Here is an 18,070-nt window from a genome sequence, read left to right on the forward strand (position 1 = left end):
GCTGGTCTGGGTTCGGCGATATGTGATAGCTGAATAGATCCGAATTTAGAGTTCGTCGTAGAAGACGCGCTCCATCACCGCGCGGGCGCGGCGGGTGGCCTGGCGGTAGTCCTGGAGGAGGCGGCTCGAAGGGCCTTCCTCCTCCTCGGATTCGTCGTCGCGGTAGCCCAGGGCGCCGGCCAGGGCGGCAAGGTCGCGGACCGACGTGGGGATGGAGTCGCCGCCGCGGCCTCGGACGAGCATGATGGCGCCGCGGACGCGGGCGGCCAGGCGCCAGGCGACGTCGAGGGTGGCTCCGTCCTCCGCGGTGAGGAGGCCGTGGGCCACGGCCGCGTCCAGGGCTTCGAGTGTGCTGGTCGTGCGCAGCTCGGGCATTTCGTGGGCGTGGCGCAGCTGGATGAGCTGGGCCACCCACTCGACGTCCGACAGGCCGCCGCGGCCCAGCTTGGTGTGGAGGGTGGGGTCGGCTCCGCGTGGCAGGCGTTCGGCCTCCATCCGGGCCTTGAGGCGGCGGATCTCCAGGACGGCCTTGTCGGACACGCCGCCCTCGGGGTACCGGATCACGTCGATCAGTTCGGTGAAGCGGCGGCCCAGCTCCTCGTCCCCGGCGATCGTGGCGGCGCGCAGCAGTGCCTGGCTCTCCCAGGTCGAGGACCACCGCCGGTAGTAGGCGGCGTAGGAGTCGAAGGTGCGCACCAGCGGGCCGCTCTTGCCCTCGGGCCGCAGGTCGGCGTCGAGCACCAGCGGCGGGTCGTCGGACTGCATCTCCAGCAGTCGGCGCAGCTCATGGACGATCAGGTTGGCCTGGCGCGTGGCCTTGGACGGGTCGGCTCCGGGCAGCGGGTCGTGGACGTACATCACGTCGGCGTCGCTCGCATAGCTGAGCTCGTTGCCGCCGAAGCGCCCCATCGCGACCACGCACAGCCGCGTGCACGGCTCCTCGCCGAGATCCGCGGCCACCTTGGTCCAGGCGGCGCGCAGGGCCGCGTCGATGGTCACCGTCGCGATCGCGGTCAGCGCCTCGCCGACCGCGTCGATCCCCGACACCTCCAGCAGGTCGGCCGCCGCGGTGCGGAGCAGCTCGCGGCGGCGCAGCGCGCGCACCGCCGCCACGGCCTTCTCCGCCGTGTCGTGCCGACGCAGCGCCGAGTAGGCCTCGGCGGTGAGCGCCGCCGTGGGGCGCCGGGCCAGATCGGCGTCGTCGGCGAGGATCGCCACCGCCTCGGGGGCGCGCAGCAGGAGGTCGGTGACGTATCTGCTGGTGCCCAGCAGCCACGCCATGCGCTCCGCCACCCGAACGTCGTCCCGCAGCAGCCGCAGGTACCACGGGGTGGCTCCGAGGGCGTCGCTGACCTGGCGGAACCCCAGAAGCCCGGCGTCGGGAGCGGGGGAGTCGGCGAACCAGCCCAGCATCACCGGCAGCAGGGTGCGCTGGATAGCGGCGCGGCGCGAGACGCCGGCCGTCAGCGCCTCCAGGTGGCGCAGGGCGCCCTCGGGGTCGGCGAAGCCCAGCGCTTCCAGCCGTTCCCCGGCCTGGCTCAGCGTCAGCCGCGCCTCGGTTCCGGGGAGGCGCGCCACCGCGTGCAGCAGCGGCCGGTAGAAGAGCTTCTCGTGCAGGCGCCGGACCTCGCTGGCGACCCGCCGCCACGCGGCGGTCAGTTCGGTGACCGGATTGGCGGCGTAGCCGAGGGAGCGGCCCAGCCGCCGCAGCTGCTCCGTGCCGTCCGGGGCGTCGGGCGAGGGCAGCAGGTGGGTGCGGCGCAGCCGGTGCAGCTGGAGCATGTGCTCCACCTGGCGCAGGAAGCGGTAGGCGTCGGCGAGCCCGGCCGTGTCCTCCCGACCGACGTAGCCGCCCGCTGACAGCGCGTCCAGCGCGGCGAGCGTGTTGCCGGAGCGCAGGGCGGGATCCGTCCGCCCGTGCACCAGCTGCAGCAGCTGCACGGAGAACTCGATGTCGCGCAGCCCGCCCGGACCCAGCTTGATCTCCCGGTCGGATTCGGCGGCCGGGATGTGCGCGATGACGCGGCGGCGCATGGCCTGCACGTCGTCGACGAAGTTGGGGCGGCTCGCCGCGCGCCACACCATCGGGGCGATCGCCTCGCTGTACGCCCGCCCGAGGGCGGCGTCTCCGGCGATGGGCCGGGCCTTCAGCAGCGCCTGGAACTCCCACGTCTTGGCCCAGCGCTCGTAGTAGGCGATGTGGCCCGACAACTGGCGGACCAGCGGCCCGTTCTTGCCCTCGGGGCGCAGCGCGGCGTCGACCTCCCACAGGGTGCCCTCGGCGTCGGTGGCCCCCGGAATGCGCATCATGGCGGAGGCCAGCCGGGTGGCGGCGCGGATCGCGGCCTGCTCGTCCTCGACCCCCTCGGCGGGCTCGGCCACGAAGACGACGTCCACGTCGCTGACGTAGTTGAGTTCCCGGCCGCCGCACTTGCCCATGCCGATGACCGCGAGGCGGCACAGCTCGGCGTCCTGGGGCGACTGCGCGCGGGCGACGGCCAGCGCGGCGTCCAGGGTCGCGGCGGCGAGATCGGCGAGCTCGGCCGAGGCGGTCTCCAGGTTGATCGCGCCGGTGAGGTCGCGCCCGGCCAGCCGCAGCACGCGGCGGCGGTAGGCGACGCGCAGCGCGTGCTCGGCGCCGTCGGCGTCGTCGGCCGGGGTCGAGGCGATCGGGGCCGCGGCGTTCGGGTCGGCGCCGACGGTGTGCAGAAGACCGGCGCGCAGCTCCTCGGGGGTGGGCGTGCGCGCGGCATCGGCCCCCCGCAGTTCCCGCCAGTCGCCGGGGTGGCGCACCAGGTGGTCGGTGAGCGCCGTGCTCGCCCCGAGAACGCCGATCAGCCGGGCACGCAGATCCGGGTCGTCGTCGAGCGCGGCGCGCAGCTCGTCGGGTTCCGGGTCGCTCTCGACCAGCCGGGTGAGCCCGAGCAGGGCCTGGTCGGGGTCGGCCGCCGCGCTGAGCGCGGCGATGACCTGGGCGTGGTCGCCGGGGTCGAGCCCGGCCTCCGCCATCAGGCGCGCCGCGCGCGCACCGTCGCCGAACCCCCGCCGGGCCAGTGCCCCAGCGGTCATTGAGAATCCGTCGCGAGTCGCCACGCTGCCTACCGTAGCCCGCCGGAACTGGAGCGGCGCAGTCGGGATTACCATCTAGGATGATGTTGTTGAACTGATGTACAACTACTTCTCCGATCACGTCTCCACCCGCGCCCGCTCGTCGTGTGCGCGTGGGTGGCGGGAACGACGCGAGGGTCGTCACAGAGCCCGCGCGTGCTGATAATTAAGGGAGTTCTGCCATGCCGTGGCTGCTGCTGTTCGGCGCGATCGCCGCCGAGGTCACCGGAACGATCTCGCTCCGTCTCTCCGACGGATTCACCAAGCTGGTGCCCTCGCTGGTGACGCTGGCCGGGTACGGGACCGCGTTCTGGTTGCTCGCCCAGGTGCTCAAGCAGGGCATGAACATCGGCGTCGCCTACGGAGTGTGGTCCGCGCTCGGTGTGGCCCTCATCGCGATCATCGGGGCGCTGTTCCTAGGTGAGAACCTGACCTGGGTCCAGGTGGCCGGGATCGGCCTGGTCATCGTGGGTGTCCTGGCGCTGGAGATGGGCGGCGCGCATTGAGCGGAATACACGGGAAATAGACGGAGAAAGGGACGGGGCGATGAGCGGCGAGGTAGCGGAGAAGACCGACGGGCGGCGGGCGCGCGGTGAGCGCCGCCGTTCGGAGATCATCGCGGCCACGCTCCGCGTGGTGGAGCGCGACGGCGTGGCCGGTGTCACGCACCGCGCGGTGGCCCGTGAGGCGGAGGTCCCCGCGAGCTCGGCGCTCTACTACTTCGCGACCCTGGACGACCTGCTCGTCGCGGCGCTGACCGAGGCCGCGGACAGCTACGTGCACCGCCTACGCGAACTCGTCGAGGCCGGAGAGGACCCGCTCGACGGACTGGCCTGCATGGTGACCGACTGCGCGGACGCGGCGGGGCGGGCACGCAGCCTCGCCGAGTACGAACTCACCCTGCTGGCGGTCCGCCGCCCGGTGCTCCGCCCCATCGCGCGCAAATGGATCGACCTCATGACCGAGGTGGCTGCGGCCTACACCGACGACCCGGTGGCCATCCGCGCGGCCGTCGCGGTCGCCGACGGCCTGTGCATGGAGGCCCTGCTGGAGGAGCGTCCGCTGGACTTCGGCCAAGTACGGGCCGTCCTGCGCTACGTCCTCCGCCTCGACTGACCGTTCCGTCCCTCCCACCGTCCCACCACTGCTGATCTCGGCGAAGTGCGCCAGGGAGTCGCGGGAATTCCGCGCACTTTCCCGAGGTCAACACGAGGGCGGGCGTTGTGCGGACCCCGATCGCGGTCGCTCCGAAGTGCTGAGATGATGTCTCCCGCCATGACATACCCGCAGCTCTCGTTCCGTGCCCTCAGGGCGGCCCTCTTCGCGGCCGTCTGTGTCGGCATGGCGATGGTCGGGCATGTCTGTGCGGGCGGGACCCTGCCCGGCCCCCTGGTGCTCGGCGGCGCCGTCGCGGGGTGCGCGCTGCTCTTCGCGCCCTTCGCCGGGCGGCAGTGTTCGGCCGGCGCCATCATCGGCGGGCTGCTCGGCGCGCAGGTCCTGCTCCACCTGACCTTCCACTACGCGGCACCCGGCACGGCAGCGGCGATCACACCCACGACCGCACTCACGCCCGACTCGTTCGCGCGGTCGCTCGGGCCCATGTGTGGCGGCGGACTCCTCAACGGTGACGGCGGTGGCTTCGTCATGGCCATCGCCCACGTGTGGGCCGCCCTGGTCACCGGGTGGTGGCTGGCCTCCGGCGAGGAGGCGCTCTGGGTCGTGCTGCGGTGGCTCCGGGCCACCCTGCTGTCGCCACTGCTGGGAAGCGGTCCCTACCGCGCCGCCCGGCCTCCGCGCCTGTACGGGCACAGCCCCGTGGTGCTGCTGCGGCCGCGCGTGCTGCGTCATGTCGTCGTCGGACGCGCGCCCCCGGCCTTGGCCGCCTGAACCAGCGAGCAACCGAACTTGTCATACGGCTCCGCCCCGCGCCAGACCGCGGGGCGGAGCCCATCGTGCTGAGGAAATCGACTATGCGTATCACCATGCCGCTCGCTGGCGGTCTGGCCCTGCTGGCGGCACTGACCGCCTGTTCCGGGCCGGGAAGCCAGCCGGGTGACGACTCGCCCTACACCGGCACCGAGATCGACGGCGCGTTCACCCTGCCGTCCATCACCTTCACCGACAACAAGGGCGAGGACTACGACCTCAAGGCGGACTCGGAGGGCGTCACCACCGCCGTCTTCTTCGGGTTCACCAACTGCCCGGACATCTGCCCCACGACCATGGCCGACATGGCCCAGGCCGTCGACAAACTGGACGCGGACCAGCGGGAGCGGTTCAAGGTGGTCTTCGTCACCGCCGACCCCGATCGGGACGACCCCAAGCTGCTCGACATGTGGTTGAGCAGCTTCAACCCGGACTTCACCGGTCTGACCGGGTCGATCGACGACACCGACAAGGCCGCGAGCGACCTCGGGATCTCCGTCGAGCGCCCCGAGGACCGCGAGGGCGACTACCAGGTCGGGCACGGCAGCCAGACCCTGGTGTTCTCTCCCGAGGGCGAGTCCGAACTCATGTGGAACTACGGGACCGAACCCGACGCCATCGCCGACGACCTGAAACTGCTGCTGAAAGAAGACGACGCCCAATGACCGCCACGTTGAAGCACAGCCTCCTGCTGCCGGCCGCCCTGCTCGCCTTCGGCGCGCTGAGCGCCTGCGGCGGCCCGGAGGCCGGCGGTGCCGCCGAGGAGACCTCCGCGGCCGACGGCGGCTCCTCCGAGCCGTCCATCACGGTCACGGACGCCACCGTCCGCGTCCCGTCCAACCCGGACGTCACCGCCGGGTACCTGACCATCGAGAACACCGGCGGTGCCGACGATGTCCTGACCGGCGTGACCACGGACGCCGCGAAGGAGGTGCAGATGCACGACACCGTGAACAACGACGGCCAGATGAAGATGGAGCAGCAGGACACTGTCTCCGTCCCCGCCGGTGACACCGTCAAGTTCGAGAGCGGCGGCCTGCACCTGATGCTCATGGAGCCCAAGGGGGTCGCGAACCTCGAAGCGGGTGACACGGTCACGCTCACCCTGAGCTTCAAGGAGTCGGGCGACATCGAGACCGCGGCCACCATCGAGGACCCGATGCAGGGCACGGACTCGACGGACTCGGGGTCCCACGAGGACATGGACCACGAGAGCCACTGACCCTCGGGCGGGCCGGTTGCGGGGCGGGCGTACCCCCTCCACAACCGGTCCGCTTTCCTAGAGACCACGACCCGCGGCCGGTCGGAGGCGGTCGATGCGGGGGCCAGCGGCGCTGTCGTCTCAGCGCAGCCGCTCGCAGTCCCCGATCCGCACGACGCGGGTGCAGTTCGCGCGGGTCGGTTTCACCATTTCCCCGTTCGCCCGGTCGCTCCGCTCCACCCAGGCGTGAGCCTCGTCCGGACCGTGCCCTCCGGCCATCTGGCGGTCGACGAGCCGCGCCTCCCGCGTCTCATCGTCGGCCTCCATGTACCACAGCTCGGTGAGCAGAGGGCGCACGTCGCGCCAGAGAGGGGCGTCGTCGGCGAGGTAGTTGCCCTCGGTCACGACCAGCCGGACACTCGACTCGACCACGTGCCGAGCGGCGACGGGCTCCTCCAGAGCTCGGTCGAAGCCGGGCGCGTAGACGGGGGACTCATCCGTGTGCAGCCGCCGCAGCAGCGCCAGATACCCGCGCACGTCGAACGTGTCGGGGGCGCCCTTACGATGGCGACGGCCGATCCGGTCCAACTGCGCGTTGGACAGGTGGAAGCCGTCCATCGGCAGGTAGGCGGCACTGTCCGCGCCCAGGTCCCGGCGGACCTCCTCGACCAGATACCGCGCCAGCGCCGACTTTCCTGCTCCCGGCGGTCCGGTAATGCCGAGGAACGCCCGCGGAGCGGCCGTGACGGCCATCGCCCGCGCGTCGTCGGCCAGTTTCTCCAGCATGGCGCCACTCTAATCCCGACCACGCGTGGGCATCCGGCCGCAGGCGTAGCAGCCGTCGCCTTCCGCACGTCACAGGACCCCGTCATCCCGACGTCACCACTTGACGATCCTTGCCGCATGGGTTAATTATTAACCTTATGGTTAATGATGTCGATGCGACGCTGACCGCACTGGCCGATCCCACTCGGCGGCGCATCGTGGAGCTGCTGCGCGACCGGCCGCGGCGGGCCGGTGAACTGGCGGCCGCCTTCGACGCGAGTGCCCCGGCGATCAGTCGGCACCTGCGGATGCTGCGTCGCAGCGGCTTGGTCGTCGAGCACCCCACCAAGGACGACGCCCGCGTCCGGGTCTACCGGTTGCGCCAAGAACCGTTCACGGGCCTGCAGGCCTGGCTGGATCAGGTGCAGGCCTTCTGGGCCGATCAGCTCGGCGCCTTCAAGGAGCACGCCGAGCGCGACACTGAGAGGGGAACATCATGAGTACGACCGCCACAGCCTCCACCGAGGTGGCCTGCGATCCGGAGACCGCCTTCACCGTATTCACCAGCGACATCGGCAGCTGGTGGAAGCGCGGCACGCCCTACTGGAACGACCCCGAGCGCGCCCTGGAACTGCGTTTCGAACCCGAGGCCGGTGGCCGCTTCATCGAGGTGCACGACAAGGAGAGCGGTGAGGGGTTCGAAATCGGCCGGGTCCTGGCATGGGAGCCCGGTAAGCGGCTGGTCTTCACCTGGCGCCAGCGGAGCTGGGAAGACGACGAGTCCACCGAGGTCGAGGTGAACTTCGAGCCGACCGAAGAGGGGACACGGGTGACCGTCGAGCACAGCGGCTGGGACCGAGTACGCTCCGCGTTCCCCGGCGTGGTGGAGGGCTACACCCACGGCTGGAACGAGCTCCTCGGCTTCTACGCCGAAACGGCGACGACCCGATGAGCGGACGGATCCCACGGCCCCTGGTTCGACACCGCTGACCTGCGCTCAGGTGCCGCAGGCATCGAACCGAATGAGCCGAGAGGCCATCGACCGATCGTGAGGGTCGGTCGATGGCCTCTCGGCTCATTCGGTGACGTCCACCGCTCCGAAGTCTCCGTACGTCGGCTCAAGAGCGCGTTTGTACTGTGCTGGATCCGCCTTGATCCGAGCGGTCGCTCGCCATCCCGCAATGACCTCCTGAACACTCATATCCGTGTCCAGTTCGGCTGCGTCGGACAATGCGGCGACGAGTTCGTCGGAGAACTCATGCACCTCGTCCTCTTCCAGGTGGCGGACCCACGGGAAGACGTCGCGTACGGCCAGATGCAGCGAGTGAGTGCCGGGATCCTGCTTTGCCATGGAGAGGAAGATCCGGGATGCCGTGGTGAGTGTCAGGTCCCGAAGATCTTCGCGGTCTGCGGCGATCAGATAGAAGTCAGGTGCGTCACGGTGGGTGACGCGGACGCGGCCGAGGCTGGTGGCGCGCTCAGCCACGCTGCGTGGATTTCGGGACAGGTCGGAGAAGGTGACGGTGTCCGGCGAGCTAGTGCTCATGGATCACCGTCGATTCAGAACATGTTCTGAGCTTCAGGAGAAAAACGGAAAGGGCCGCTGATCCCGTTAACAGAGCGGAATCAGCGGCCCTCAGAGGCCTTCACTACGGTCGCACCGCAGGTCGGCGCATCGTGTTCTTAGATGTCGTAGTACAGCTCGAACTCACGCGGGTGCGGGCGCAGGCGGAGGGAGTCGATCTCCTCGGTGCGCTTGTAGTCCACGTAGGTCTCGATGAGGTCCGGAGTGAACACGCCGCCCTCGAGGAGGAACTCGTGGTCGGACTCCAGGGCCTCCAGGGCCGAGTAGAGGGAGTCGGGGACCTTGTTGATGGCGTCGGCCTCCGCGGGCGGGAGCTCGTAGAGGTCCTTGTCGACCGGCTCCGGCGGCTCGACCTTGTTCTTGATGCCGTCGATGCCCGCCATGAGCATCGCGGAGAACGCGAGGTAGGGGTTGGCCGACGGATCCGGGACGCGGAACTCCAGGCGCTTGGCCTTGGGGTTGGAGCCGGTCAGCGGGATGCGGATGCAGGCGGAGCGGTTGCGCTGCGAGTAGACCAGGTTGACCGGGGCCTCGAAGCCCGGCACCAGGCGGTGGTAGGAGTTCACCGTCGGGTTGGTCAGGGCCAGCAGCGCGGGAGCGTGCTTGAGCAGGCCGCCGATGTAGTAGCGCGCCATGTCGGACAGCTGCGCGTAGCCGGTCTCGTCGAAGAACAGCGGCTCGCCGTTCTTCCACAGGCTCTGGTGGCAGTGCATGCCCGAGCCGTTGTCGCCGAAGACGGGCTTGGGCATGAAGGTGACCGACTTGCCCTGCTGGTACGCCGTGTTCTTCACGATGTACTTGTACAGCTGCACCGTGTCGGCGGACTTGAGCATGGTGTCGAAGCGGAAGTCGATCTCCGCCTGGCCGGCGGTGCCGACCTCGTGGTGCTGGATCTCCACGTTCACACCGGCGTCGATCAGGTTGCGCACCATGGTCGACCGCAGGTCGCTGTAGTGGTCGACCGGCTCGACCGGGAAGTAGCCGCCCTTGTAGCGCGGGCGGTAGCCGAGGTTGGAGGTCCCGTTCTCGGTGCCGGTGTTCCAGGCGCCCTCGATCGAGTCGATGTAGTAGAAGCTCGCGTTCTCACGGGTCTCGAAGCGCACGTCGTCGAAGATGTAGAACTCGGCCTCCGGGCCGAAGAACACGGTGTCGGCGATGCCGGTGCCCTTGAGGTACGCCTCGGCCTTGCGGGCGACGTTGCGCGGGTCGCGGCTGTAGGACTCGCGGGTGAAGGGGTCGTGCACGAAGAACGTCAGGTTCAGCGTCTTGTGCTGACGGAAAGTGTCCACGACGGCGGTGCTGAAGTCCGGGAGGAGCAGCATGTCCGATTCGTGAATGGCCTGGAAGCCCCGGATAGAGGAGCCATCGAACATCAGGCCCTCTTCGAAGGTGCCCGCGTCGATGTTCTCGATCGGGAGCGTGAAGTGGTGCGTGGACCCGAACAGGTCCGTGAACCGGATGTCGAGGAACTTGATGTCCTCGGTCCGGGTGAAGGCCAGAAGCTCTTCGGCGCTGCTGAACAAAACGTACCTCCGTGCAGGTGTAAGAGGCCGCGTGGTGAGAACTTCCGCACCATCGCGGGCATGTTCGAACCTCGCCGCCTCCCGGCTACGCCTCTGACGCTAGGAGTAGGCGGTTTCCTCGCCATGTCTCCACTGTTTCCTGCATGTTACGGGGTCCGTCGTTTTCCCTGCCCAAGGCGCACATGCGTGTGTACACGGCATACGCCTCGATAACGGTACGCCGATCCGAGCCGGCGCGCGGGCGCCCAAACGTGCCCTCCGAGGCCGGACGCGACCGGGGTGCGGCCGCCGATAACGTTGTCACCATGGGAAACATGGGCGGCACGGGGGACGTTGAGTTCCGCTACCGAGGCAACCGGCTGGGCATGCCGGAGGAAGGGCCGGGCTCCGTCCCCGGCGTGGGGCGGCGGTTGCTGGGGGTGTTTCTGGACTGGGTTCTGTGCCTGGGTGTGGCGTCCATGGCCACCGGGGTGTCCCCGGCCGACCCGCAGGCCGCCAACAGTGTCTCGGGTCTGGCCCTGCTCATCTTCGCCCTCTACAACATCGTGCTGCTGACCCTCATCGGCACGACCGTCGGCAAGCGCATCGTGGGCGTGGGCGTCGCCGCGACGGGGGAGCGGCCACTACCCTGGCCGGCCGCCATGGCGCTGCGCACCGTGCTGCTGTGCCTGGTGGTCCCCGCCGTCATCTACGACCGTGACCTGCGGGGCCTGCACGACCGGGCCGCGGGAACCGTGAGTCGGCGGTACTGACCGTACCGGCGGGGCGGCGGGACCCGGCAGGGGACATCCTGCCCGCCGCATGGCGGACCGCTTGCCGCCGCTTGGTCGATGATCGACCGCCGTGTAACACGACGTGCCGCGTAACACAGGTGCCAGGTAAGCGTCACAGAGAATGTGGAAGACGAGAAGGGGGCGCCGATCCAGTCGGATCGGCGCCCCCTATTATCTGGGTCTGGCGATCAGCCTTGGGCCTTGGGCCCCTTCGGCATCCGCATGCCCTTGGGCATCGGCCCCTTCGGCATCTGGATGCCGGCGGGAAGCGCGCGAAGCCGGTAGCGGAGCTCGGCGACCTCGGACTTGTCGAGGTTACGGGGAAGCTTCATGACGTGACGCTGGAGCTTGGAGACCGGGACCTGGTCCGCGCCGTTACCGACCTGCAGGTCGTAGATCGGGGTGGTGGCCGCCACCCGCGCCACGCGCTTCTTCTCCCCGGCGATGAGGCCGCGCAGCCGCGCCGGGTCGCCCTCGCCCACGAGCACGACGCCCGGGCGGCCCACCGCCCGGTGCACGACGTCCATCTGCCGGTTGGCGGCGACACCCGGCTCGACCGTCCAGTCGCCGCGCATGTTGTCCAGCACCGCCATGCCGGCGCCGAGGCGTCCGTCCAGCATCTGGTACTGGACGCGCTGCGCGGAGCGGGTGAAGAAGATGAATCCGGCGAGGAAGCCGATGGGAATGCCCAGGGTGATCCAGTACAGCCAGGCCCCCGTGAGGAAACCGCCGATCACGGAGATCGCGAGCACCGCGACGAAGATCCCAGCGGCGATGGGGATGCTCTTCGGGCTCTGCTGGTGCACGACCTTGGCGACCATGCCGATCTGCTTGAACCTGCCGGGCCGCTGCTCCGCGCCGCCCTTGCCCTTGGCACCGGTGGCCTGGGATGAGTTGTTGTCCTTGGGCTTGTTCGCCATGACGTCCAGGATATGTCTCGTGGGGGAGCTAACGTGAAACGGCGGCCAAGGGCCGCCGTCTCAGCTTGATTACGTTGTCCGGATTGTCGGGGTCGAGGTGGGCGGCTCCCAACACGGTGTCCGATGTTCCCGGCACCGCACCGAGGCCCGCCCTGCCCGCGCTTCCTAGGCGTGCACGGCGGTGCCGGACGCGGCCTCGGCCTCCCGCTCGCGCTTCTCGATGGCCTGCTTGTACAGCCGGCCCGCGCGGTAGGAGGAGCGCACCAGCGGCCCGGACATGACACCGGCGAAGCCGATCTCCTCGGCCTCGGTCGCCAGATCCACGAACTCCTGCGGCTTCACCCACCGGTCGATGGGGTGGTGCAGCTTGGACGGGCGCAGGTACTGGGTGATGGTCAGCAGGTCGCACCCGGCCTCGTGGAGGTCGCGCATGGCCTGGGAGATCTCCTCCCGCTCCTCGCCCATGCCCAGGATCAGGTTGGACTTGGTGACCAGCCCGTCGGCGCGCGCCTGGGTGATGACGTCCAGGGAGCGCTCGTACCGGAAGCCGGGGCGGATGCGCTTGAAGATCCGCGGCACCGTCTCGATGTTGTGCGCGAGCACCTCCGGACGCGACCCGAACACCTCGGCCAGCTGGTCGGGGTCGGCGTTGAAGTCCGGGATCAGCAGCTCGACACCGGTGCCGGGGTTGAGCTCGTGGATCTTGCGGACCGTCTCCGCGTACAGCCACGCGCCGCCGTCGTCGAGGTCGTCCCGGGCGACACCGGTGACCGTGGCGTACTTCAGCTCCATCGTGCGGACCGACTCGGCGACCTTCAGCGGCTCGCGGCGGTCCAGGGCGCTCGGCTTGCCGGTGGCGATCTGGCAGAAGTCGCAGCGGCGCGTGCACTGGTCGCCGCCGATGAGGAAGGTGGCCTCGCGGTCCTCCCAGCACTCATAGATGTTGGGGCAGCCCGCCTCCTGGCAGACCGTGTGCAGACCCTCGCGCTTCACCAGCGAGTGCAGCTCGGAGTACTCCGGCCCCATCTTCGCCTTGATCTTGATCCACGGCGGCTTCTTCTCAATGGGGGTCTCGCTGTTGCGCGCCTCGATGCGCAGCAGCTTGCGGCCCTCAGGAGCGATGGTCAACGCGGGCCCTTCCTTTCCTCATCCACGCTGGGGAGGTCGTCGTGATGCTCATACAGGGTCAGACGGTGGCGGCGGGCTCGGGCACGGCCTCAGGAACAGGCTCGTGCGCGGCGGGCTCGGGGACACCGTCGTGGCGGCTGTAGGTAGGAGCATCGAGAACTTCGGCCAAGTGTCGCTCGGTGATCGCCAGCACGTCGGCCACGCGTACATCGCGCCCCAGCTCGCGGGAGATCGACGTGACTCCGGCGTCGGAAATCCCGCACGGCACGATGCGGTCAAACCAGGACAGGTCATTATCGCAGTTCAGGGCGAATCCGTGCATCCCCACGCCGCGCGCGATCCGGCACCCGATGGCCGCGATCTTGCGCTCGGCGAGGCCGCGCTCAGGGTCGGCGTCGAGCCACACCCCCGTGCGTCCCTCCACGCGCTTACCGGTGAGGCCGAACTCCGCGATGGTGCGGATGATCGCGTCCTCCAGCATGCGCACGTAGGCGATGACGTCGATGGGGTCCTTGAGCTTCACGATGGGGTACACGGTGAGCTGGCCGGGACCGTGCCAGGTGATCTTGCCGCCGCGGTCGATGTCGAAGACGGGGGCTCCGGGGTCGGTCAGCGGACGGTCCCACTTGCCGGTGCGCTTTCCGGCGGTGTACACCGGCTCGTGCTCCAGCATCAGGACGGTGTCGCCGATCCGGTCGGCCACCCGGCTCTCGTGGATCCGCTTCTGCAGGTCCCAGCCCTCCTGAAAGGGGACCGGGTCATCACCGAGCCAGGCGAAGACGAGCTCACTCATACATCCCACCTTATGTCCCGCCGGGTGGTGCGGGCGATGTCGGATAGGGCACGTCCTGGCCACTGTTTCGGGCATTCCAGAACGGAATAACGCGGCGTGGCGGAATGTTCGACGCGCCGGGCTCGGCCGGTTCGCCCGCGTGTGCTGGCCCCATGCCCCCGCGTGCTGCGACCGCGACCTGGTGCCACTAGAGGATGTCGGACAGCGCTCCCTCCAGCTCCGGGTGGCGGAAGGCGTAGTCGGCCTCCAGTAGGCGGCGGGGGCGTACGCGCTGGTCGATCAGTGCGGTCTCGTCGGCGAACTCGCCCAGGACCGACCGCATCGCGACGGCCGGAACCGCCAGGAACGCCGGGCGGTGCAGGGCACGGCCCAGGGCGGCGGTGTACTCGGCGTTGCTGATCGGCTCGGGCGCGCACAGGTTGACCGGTCCGGTGATCTCGGGGTGCTCCAGCAGGAACCGGATCGCGCCCACCTCGTCGGCGATGGAAATCCAGCTCATGTACTGCCGCCCGTCGCCCAGGCGCCCGCCCAGCCCCATGCGGAACAGCGGGAGCACCTTGCCCAGCAGTCCGCCCTCGCTGGACAGCACGACGCCGCTGCGCAGATAGGCGACCGAGATCCCGCTCTCCTCCGCCGCGGTGGCCGCGGCCTCCCAGGCACTGGCGACTTCGGCGAGGAAGCCGTCACCGTGCGGCGCGTCCTCATCGACGACCTCCGGGCCGGTCTCCCCGTAGTATCCGACGGCCGACGCGGACAGCAGCCGGGGCGGTGGCTGGTCCATCTCCGCCAGCGCCGTACACAGCGCGCGGGTGCCGTTGACCCGGCTGTCGTAGATCAGCTGCTTGTACTCGGGTGTCCAGCGGGTCGGGCCCAGCGGCGCACCGGCCAGGTGCACCACGGCGTCGACGGCGCGGAGCGCGTCGGTGTCGACCTCGCCGCCGACCGGATCCCAGTGCGCCTCTTCATGCCCGGGTGGCGACGCCGACGTGTGGCGGACCAGCCGCACCACCGAATGCCCGTCGACGGCCAGGGAACGACGTAAAGCCGTCCCGACCAGCCCAGATGCCCCCGTGATCGCGATTCGCATGCAACTGTTCGTACCCGGCACGACGAAAAATCATTGCCCAGTTCCGCAGAACGGCTGCGCGCGACCGCCCAGGGCCTTACTTTGGGTACAGGGCAAGGAACTCCCTGCAACGAACGGGGAGTGAAACCGGCCGGGGTGCTCGCGAGCCGCGGTCGATCCTGAGCCCGCAGACCTTTGGTGATGGGGATCACCAGGGGGATGGTGAATGGTGGGGTAAAAGGTGGGGCGGTACCCAACCGGGTACCGCCCCACTGTATTCGCCCTCGGTCGCGTGCCACCGCGCACACGCCCCGGTCCCCGCCCCGCCGAGCGCGCTGTCCGCGCTCCGCCGGACGGGACCGGGAGCAGACGGCGTCCCTAGGCCAGGCCCAGCTCCGCCTCGAAGGCGCCCTCTTCCAGGCGCTCCTTGACGTCCTGCAGGAACCGGCCGGCGTCGCCCGTGTCGATCAGACGGTGGTCGTGCGTCAGCGCGAAGTAGACCATCGAGCGCACGGCGATGACCTCGCCCAGCTCCGGGTCGTCCACGACGACCGGCCGCTTGACGACGGCACCGGTGCCGAGGATGGCCACCTGCGGCTGGTTGATGATCGGGGTGTTGAACAGCGCACCGGAGTTCCCGGTGTCGGCCAGCGTGAACGTACCGCCGCTGAGCTCGTCCGGGTTGAGCAGACCGGTGTGCGCCCGCTCGCTGAGGTCGGCGATCTTGCGGGCGAGCCCGCCGAGGTTGAGGTCGCCGGCGTCCTTGATCACCGGAGCGAGCAGACCCCCCTCGGTGTCGACGGAGATGCCGAGGTTCTCGATCGCGTGGTAGGTGACCTCGTAGGTCGAGGTGTCGATGACCGCGTTGAGCTTCGGGTGCGACTTCAGCGCCTCGACGGCGGCCAGCGCGAAGAACGGGAAGAAGTCCAGCTCCACGCCCTCGCGCGCCGCGAACTGCTCGGCGGCCTGGCCGCGCAGCCGGGCGATGTTGGTGACATCGACCTCGACGACCTCCGTGATCTCGGCGGAGATGCGCAGCGACTCGGCCATCTGCTCGGCGATGCCCTGGCGCAGGCGCGACATCTGCTCGGTGCGACCGCGCAGCGCCGTGTCGACCTGGACCGTGCGCTTGGGCGCGGCGGCGGTCGGAGCCGGAGCGGCGGCGGGCGCGGCCGGGGCCTCCTTCAGTCTGCGGGCCGCCTCCTGGACGTCCTGCTTGCGGATGCGACCGCCGACGCCGGTGCCCTGCACCTGGCTCAGGTCGACGCCGTGTTCGGTGGCGAGCTTGCGCACCAGCGGCGTCACGTAGGCCTCGGTGACCGCGTCGGTGCCCGACGCCTGGCCGGTGCCGCTGATGGTCTCCACGTCCACCGGCGGCGTGGCCTCCTCGCGGCTGGCGCGCGGCGCGGCCGGCTCCGCCGGAGCCGGGCGGGAGCCGCGGGAGCCGGAGCGGCGGCGGGGGCCGGAGCCGGTTCGGGCTCCGGCGCGGGCGCGGGCTCGGGAGTCGGCTCGGGCTGCGCCTCCTTGGCCGCGGGCGCAGCCTCCTCGGCCGGAACGTCACCGGCCTTGCCGATGATCGCGATCTCCGCGCCGATGTCGATGGTCTCGTCCTCGGCGACGAGGATCTTGGTCAGCACACCCGACGCGGGCGACGGGATCTCGGTGTCGACCTTGTCGGTCGACACCTCAAGGAGCGGCTCGTCGGCCTCGACCGTCTCGCCCTCCTTCTTGAGCCACTGCGTGACGGTGGCCTCGGTGACGCTTTCGCCCAGCTCGGGCACTGTTACGGAAGTCGGCATGGGTTCCTCTTGGAAGTGACGTGCTTCAACACGCGAGAAACGGGGTGGGCCGTGGTCGGCCCACCCCGTCGCCGCGTCAGTCGTGGACGTGGAGCGGCTTTCCGGCGAGAGCGAGGTGCGCCTCGCCGAGCGCCTCCGACTGGCTCGGGTGCGGGTGGATGAGCTGCGCGACCTCGGAGGGCAGCGCTTCCCAGTTGTAGATGAGCTGCCCCTCGGCGATGAGCTCGCCGACGCGGCTGCCCACCATGTGCACGCCCAGGACCGGCCCGTCCTTCTCGGCGATGACCTTGATCGCACCCTGCGTCTGCAGGATCTGGCTCTTGCCGTTGCCGCCGAGGTTGTAGTTCATCTCGACGATGTCGTGGCCGCGCTCCTTGGCGGCCGCTGAGGTGAGGCCGACCGAGGCGACCTCGGGCTCACAGTAGGTGACCCGCGGCACGCCGTCGTAGTCGATGGCCGGCGGGTTGAGCCCGGCGATGCTCTCGGCCACGAAGATGCCCTCGGCGAAGCCGACGTGGGCGAGCTGCAGGGTCGGGATGAGGTCGCCCACCGCGTAGATGTTGCCGACACCGGTGTGCAGGTTCTCGTCGACCTTGACGAAGCCGCGCTCCAGCTGGACGCCGACCTCCTCGTAGCCCAGGCCCTCGGAGACCGGGCCGCGGCCGATGGCGACGAGCAGCATCTCGGCCTCGACCGTCTTGCCGCCCTTGAGCGTGACGTCGACGCCGGCGTCGGTGGTCTTCACGCTCTCGAAGGGGGTGCCCAGCTCGTAGGAGATGCCGCGCTTGCGGAAGGCCCGCTCCAGCAGCTTGGAGCTGGACTCCTCCTCGACCGGGACCAGGTGCGGCAGGGCCTCGACGATGGTCACCTCGGCACCGAACGAGCGGTACACGCTGGCGAACTCGACACCGATGACGCCGCCGCCCAGGACGACCACCGACTTGGGCACGCGGTCGAGCTTCAGGGCGTCGTCGCTGGTGATGACCTTCTTGCCGTCGATGTCCAGGCCGAGCGTCTTGGGCTGCGAACCGGTGGCGAGGAGGATGTTGCGGCCCTTGTAGACCGTGCCGTCGACCGTGACCTCGTCGGCCCCGGTGAGCTTGCCCTCACCCTCCACGACGGTGATCTTGCGGGCCTTGATCAGGCCGGACAGGCCCTTGTGCAGGCCGCCGATCACCTTGTCCTTGTACTTGTGGACGGCATCCATGTCGATGCCGTCGAAGGTGGCCTTGACCCCGAAGGTCTCGCTCTCCTTGGCGGAGTCCGCGACCTCGGCGGAGTGCAGCAGCGCCTTGGTGGGGATGCAGCCCTTGTGCAGGCAGGTACCGCCGAGCTTGTCTTTCTCGATCAGGAGGACGCTCAGGTCGAGCTCGGCCGCGCGCAGCGCCGCCGCGTAGCCGCCGCTGCCGCCGCCCAGGACGACGAGGTCGAAGGTGCCGCCGCTCTCACTCACGGGAAGGACACTCCTTGTTGCAGGTATCGA

General features: G+C 69.7%; 17 protein-coding genes and 1 pseudogene. 8 read left to right on the plus strand and 10 right to left on the minus strand.

Annotated features, from left to right (window positions below; genetic code table 11):
* Positions 1-45: 45 nt before the first annotated feature.
* Positions 46-3,069, minus strand: coding sequence for a bifunctional [glutamine synthetase] adenylyltransferase/[glutamine synthetase]-adenylyl-L-tyrosine phosphorylase (locus tag CDO52_RS11290; RefSeq protein ID WP_017617144.1), 3,024 nt, complete (start codon positions 3,067-3,069; stop codon positions 46-48).
* Between the two features lie 221 nt (positions 3,070-3,290).
* Between CDO52_RS11290 and CDO52_RS11295 the strand changes: the two genes are divergently transcribed.
* From CDO52_RS11295 to CDO52_RS11315, 5 genes are all read left to right on the plus strand, one after another.
* Positions 3,291-3,614 carry a DMT family transporter gene (locus CDO52_RS11295; RefSeq protein ID WP_017617143.1) on the plus strand — a complete coding sequence of 108 codons (324 nt, stop codon included), beginning with the start codon at positions 3,291-3,293 and terminating at the stop codon, positions 3,612-3,614.
* 40 nt (positions 3,615-3,654) lie between these two features.
* Positions 3,655-4,224, plus strand: coding sequence for a TetR/AcrR family transcriptional regulator (locus CDO52_RS11300; protein WP_017617142.1), 570 nt, complete (start codon positions 3,655-3,657; stop codon positions 4,222-4,224).
* A 159-nt stretch (positions 4,225-4,383) separates the two neighbouring features.
* Positions 4,384-4,995, plus strand: coding sequence for a hypothetical protein (locus CDO52_RS11305; protein WP_017617141.1), 612 nt, complete (start codon positions 4,384-4,386; stop codon positions 4,993-4,995).
* An 83-nt stretch (positions 4,996-5,078) separates the two neighbouring features.
* Entirely contained in the window at positions 5,079-5,699 is a 621-nt protein-coding gene (locus CDO52_RS11310; protein WP_017617140.1) for an SCO family protein, read from the plus strand.
* Positions 5,696-6,256 carry a copper chaperone PCu(A)C gene (locus CDO52_RS11315; RefSeq protein WP_017617139.1) on the plus strand — a complete coding sequence of 187 codons (561 nt, stop codon included), beginning with the start codon at positions 5,696-5,698 and terminating at the stop codon, positions 6,254-6,256. The genes CDO52_RS11310 and CDO52_RS11315 overlap by 4 nt, the downstream gene beginning before the upstream one ends.
* A gap of 120 nt (positions 6,257-6,376) precedes the next feature.
* Here CDO52_RS11315 and CDO52_RS11320 read toward each other — a convergent pair whose 3' ends face one another.
* Positions 6,377-7,021: a nucleoside/nucleotide kinase family protein gene (locus tag CDO52_RS11320; RefSeq protein ID WP_017617138.1), complete on the minus strand. Its 645-nt coding sequence runs from the start codon at positions 7,019-7,021 to the stop codon at positions 6,377-6,379.
* Between the two features lie 137 nt (positions 7,022-7,158).
* On the opposite strand from CDO52_RS11320, the gene CDO52_RS11325 reads away from it, so the two are divergent.
* Together CDO52_RS11325 and CDO52_RS11330 are read left to right on the plus strand one after the other, a co-directional pair.
* Positions 7,159-7,500 carry an ArsR/SmtB family transcription factor gene (locus CDO52_RS11325; RefSeq protein WP_017617137.1) on the plus strand — a complete coding sequence of 114 codons (342 nt, stop codon included), beginning with the start codon at positions 7,159-7,161 and terminating at the stop codon, positions 7,498-7,500.
* Positions 7,497-7,952 carry an SRPBCC domain-containing protein gene (locus tag CDO52_RS11330; RefSeq protein ID WP_017617136.1) on the plus strand — a complete coding sequence of 152 codons (456 nt, stop codon included), beginning with the start codon at positions 7,497-7,499 and terminating at the stop codon, positions 7,950-7,952. The genes CDO52_RS11325 and CDO52_RS11330 overlap by 4 nt, the downstream gene beginning before the upstream one ends.
* 123 nt (positions 7,953-8,075) lie before the next feature.
* On the opposite strand, the gene CDO52_RS11335 is transcribed toward CDO52_RS11330, so the two are convergent.
* A complete protein-coding gene (locus CDO52_RS11335; protein WP_232524441.1) occupies positions 8,076-8,486 on the minus strand; it encodes a DUF6247 family protein in 411 nt (136 codons plus the stop codon).
* A 197-nt stretch (positions 8,487-8,683) separates the two neighbouring features.
* The gene (gene glnA / locus CDO52_RS11340) at positions 8,684-10,108 is read right to left on the minus strand and encodes a type I glutamate--ammonia ligase (RefSeq protein ID WP_017617134.1); all 1,425 of its coding nucleotides are present in this window, start codon (positions 10,106-10,108) and stop codon (positions 8,684-8,686) included.
* Positions 10,109-10,413: 305 nt separating this feature from the next.
* Between glnA and CDO52_RS11345 the strand changes: the two genes are divergently transcribed.
* Positions 10,414-10,860, plus strand: a complete 447-nt coding sequence (locus tag CDO52_RS11345; protein WP_026125486.1) for an RDD family protein — start codon at positions 10,414-10,416, stop codon at positions 10,858-10,860.
* 209 nt (positions 10,861-11,069) lie between these two features.
* Here CDO52_RS11345 and CDO52_RS11350 read toward each other — a convergent pair whose 3' ends face one another.
* From CDO52_RS11350 to lpdA, 6 genes and pseudogenes are all read right to left on the minus strand, one after another.
* The gene (locus CDO52_RS11350) at positions 11,070-11,801 is read right to left on the minus strand and encodes a DUF4191 domain-containing protein (RefSeq protein WP_017617132.1); all 732 of its coding nucleotides are present in this window, start codon (positions 11,799-11,801) and stop codon (positions 11,070-11,072) included.
* 165 nt (positions 11,802-11,966) lie between these two features.
* On the minus strand, positions 11,967-12,929 hold the full coding sequence (gene lipA, locus CDO52_RS11355) for a lipoyl synthase (protein WP_017617131.1): 963 nt from the start codon (positions 12,927-12,929) through the stop codon (positions 11,967-11,969).
* 58 nt (positions 12,930-12,987) lie between these two features.
* Positions 12,988-13,722, minus strand: coding sequence for a lipoyl(octanoyl) transferase LipB (gene lipB, locus CDO52_RS11360; RefSeq protein ID WP_017617130.1), 735 nt, complete (start codon positions 13,720-13,722; stop codon positions 12,988-12,990).
* Positions 13,723-13,909: 187 nt separating this feature from the next.
* Positions 13,910-14,809 (minus strand): TIGR01777 family oxidoreductase, encoded by a 900-nt coding sequence (locus CDO52_RS11365; RefSeq protein ID WP_026125485.1) that lies wholly within the window; start codon positions 14,807-14,809, stop codon positions 13,910-13,912.
* Positions 14,810-15,166: 357 nt separating this feature from the next.
* Positions 15,167-16,569 (minus strand): annotated as a pseudogene (gene sucB, locus CDO52_RS11370) (2-oxoglutarate dehydrogenase, E2 component, dihydrolipoamide succinyltransferase).
* A gap of 94 nt (positions 16,570-16,663) precedes the next feature.
* Positions 16,664-18,040 carry a dihydrolipoyl dehydrogenase gene (gene lpdA / locus CDO52_RS11375; protein ID WP_017617127.1) on the minus strand — a complete coding sequence of 459 codons (1,377 nt, stop codon included), beginning with the start codon at positions 18,038-18,040 and terminating at the stop codon, positions 16,664-16,666.
* Positions 18,041-18,070 lie beyond the last annotated feature (30 nt).

The sequence above is a fragment of the Nocardiopsis gilva YIM 90087 genome (assembly GCF_002263495.1).
Classification (GTDB): Bacteria; Actinomycetota; Actinomycetes; order Streptosporangiales; family Streptosporangiaceae; genus Nocardiopsis_C; species Nocardiopsis_C gilva.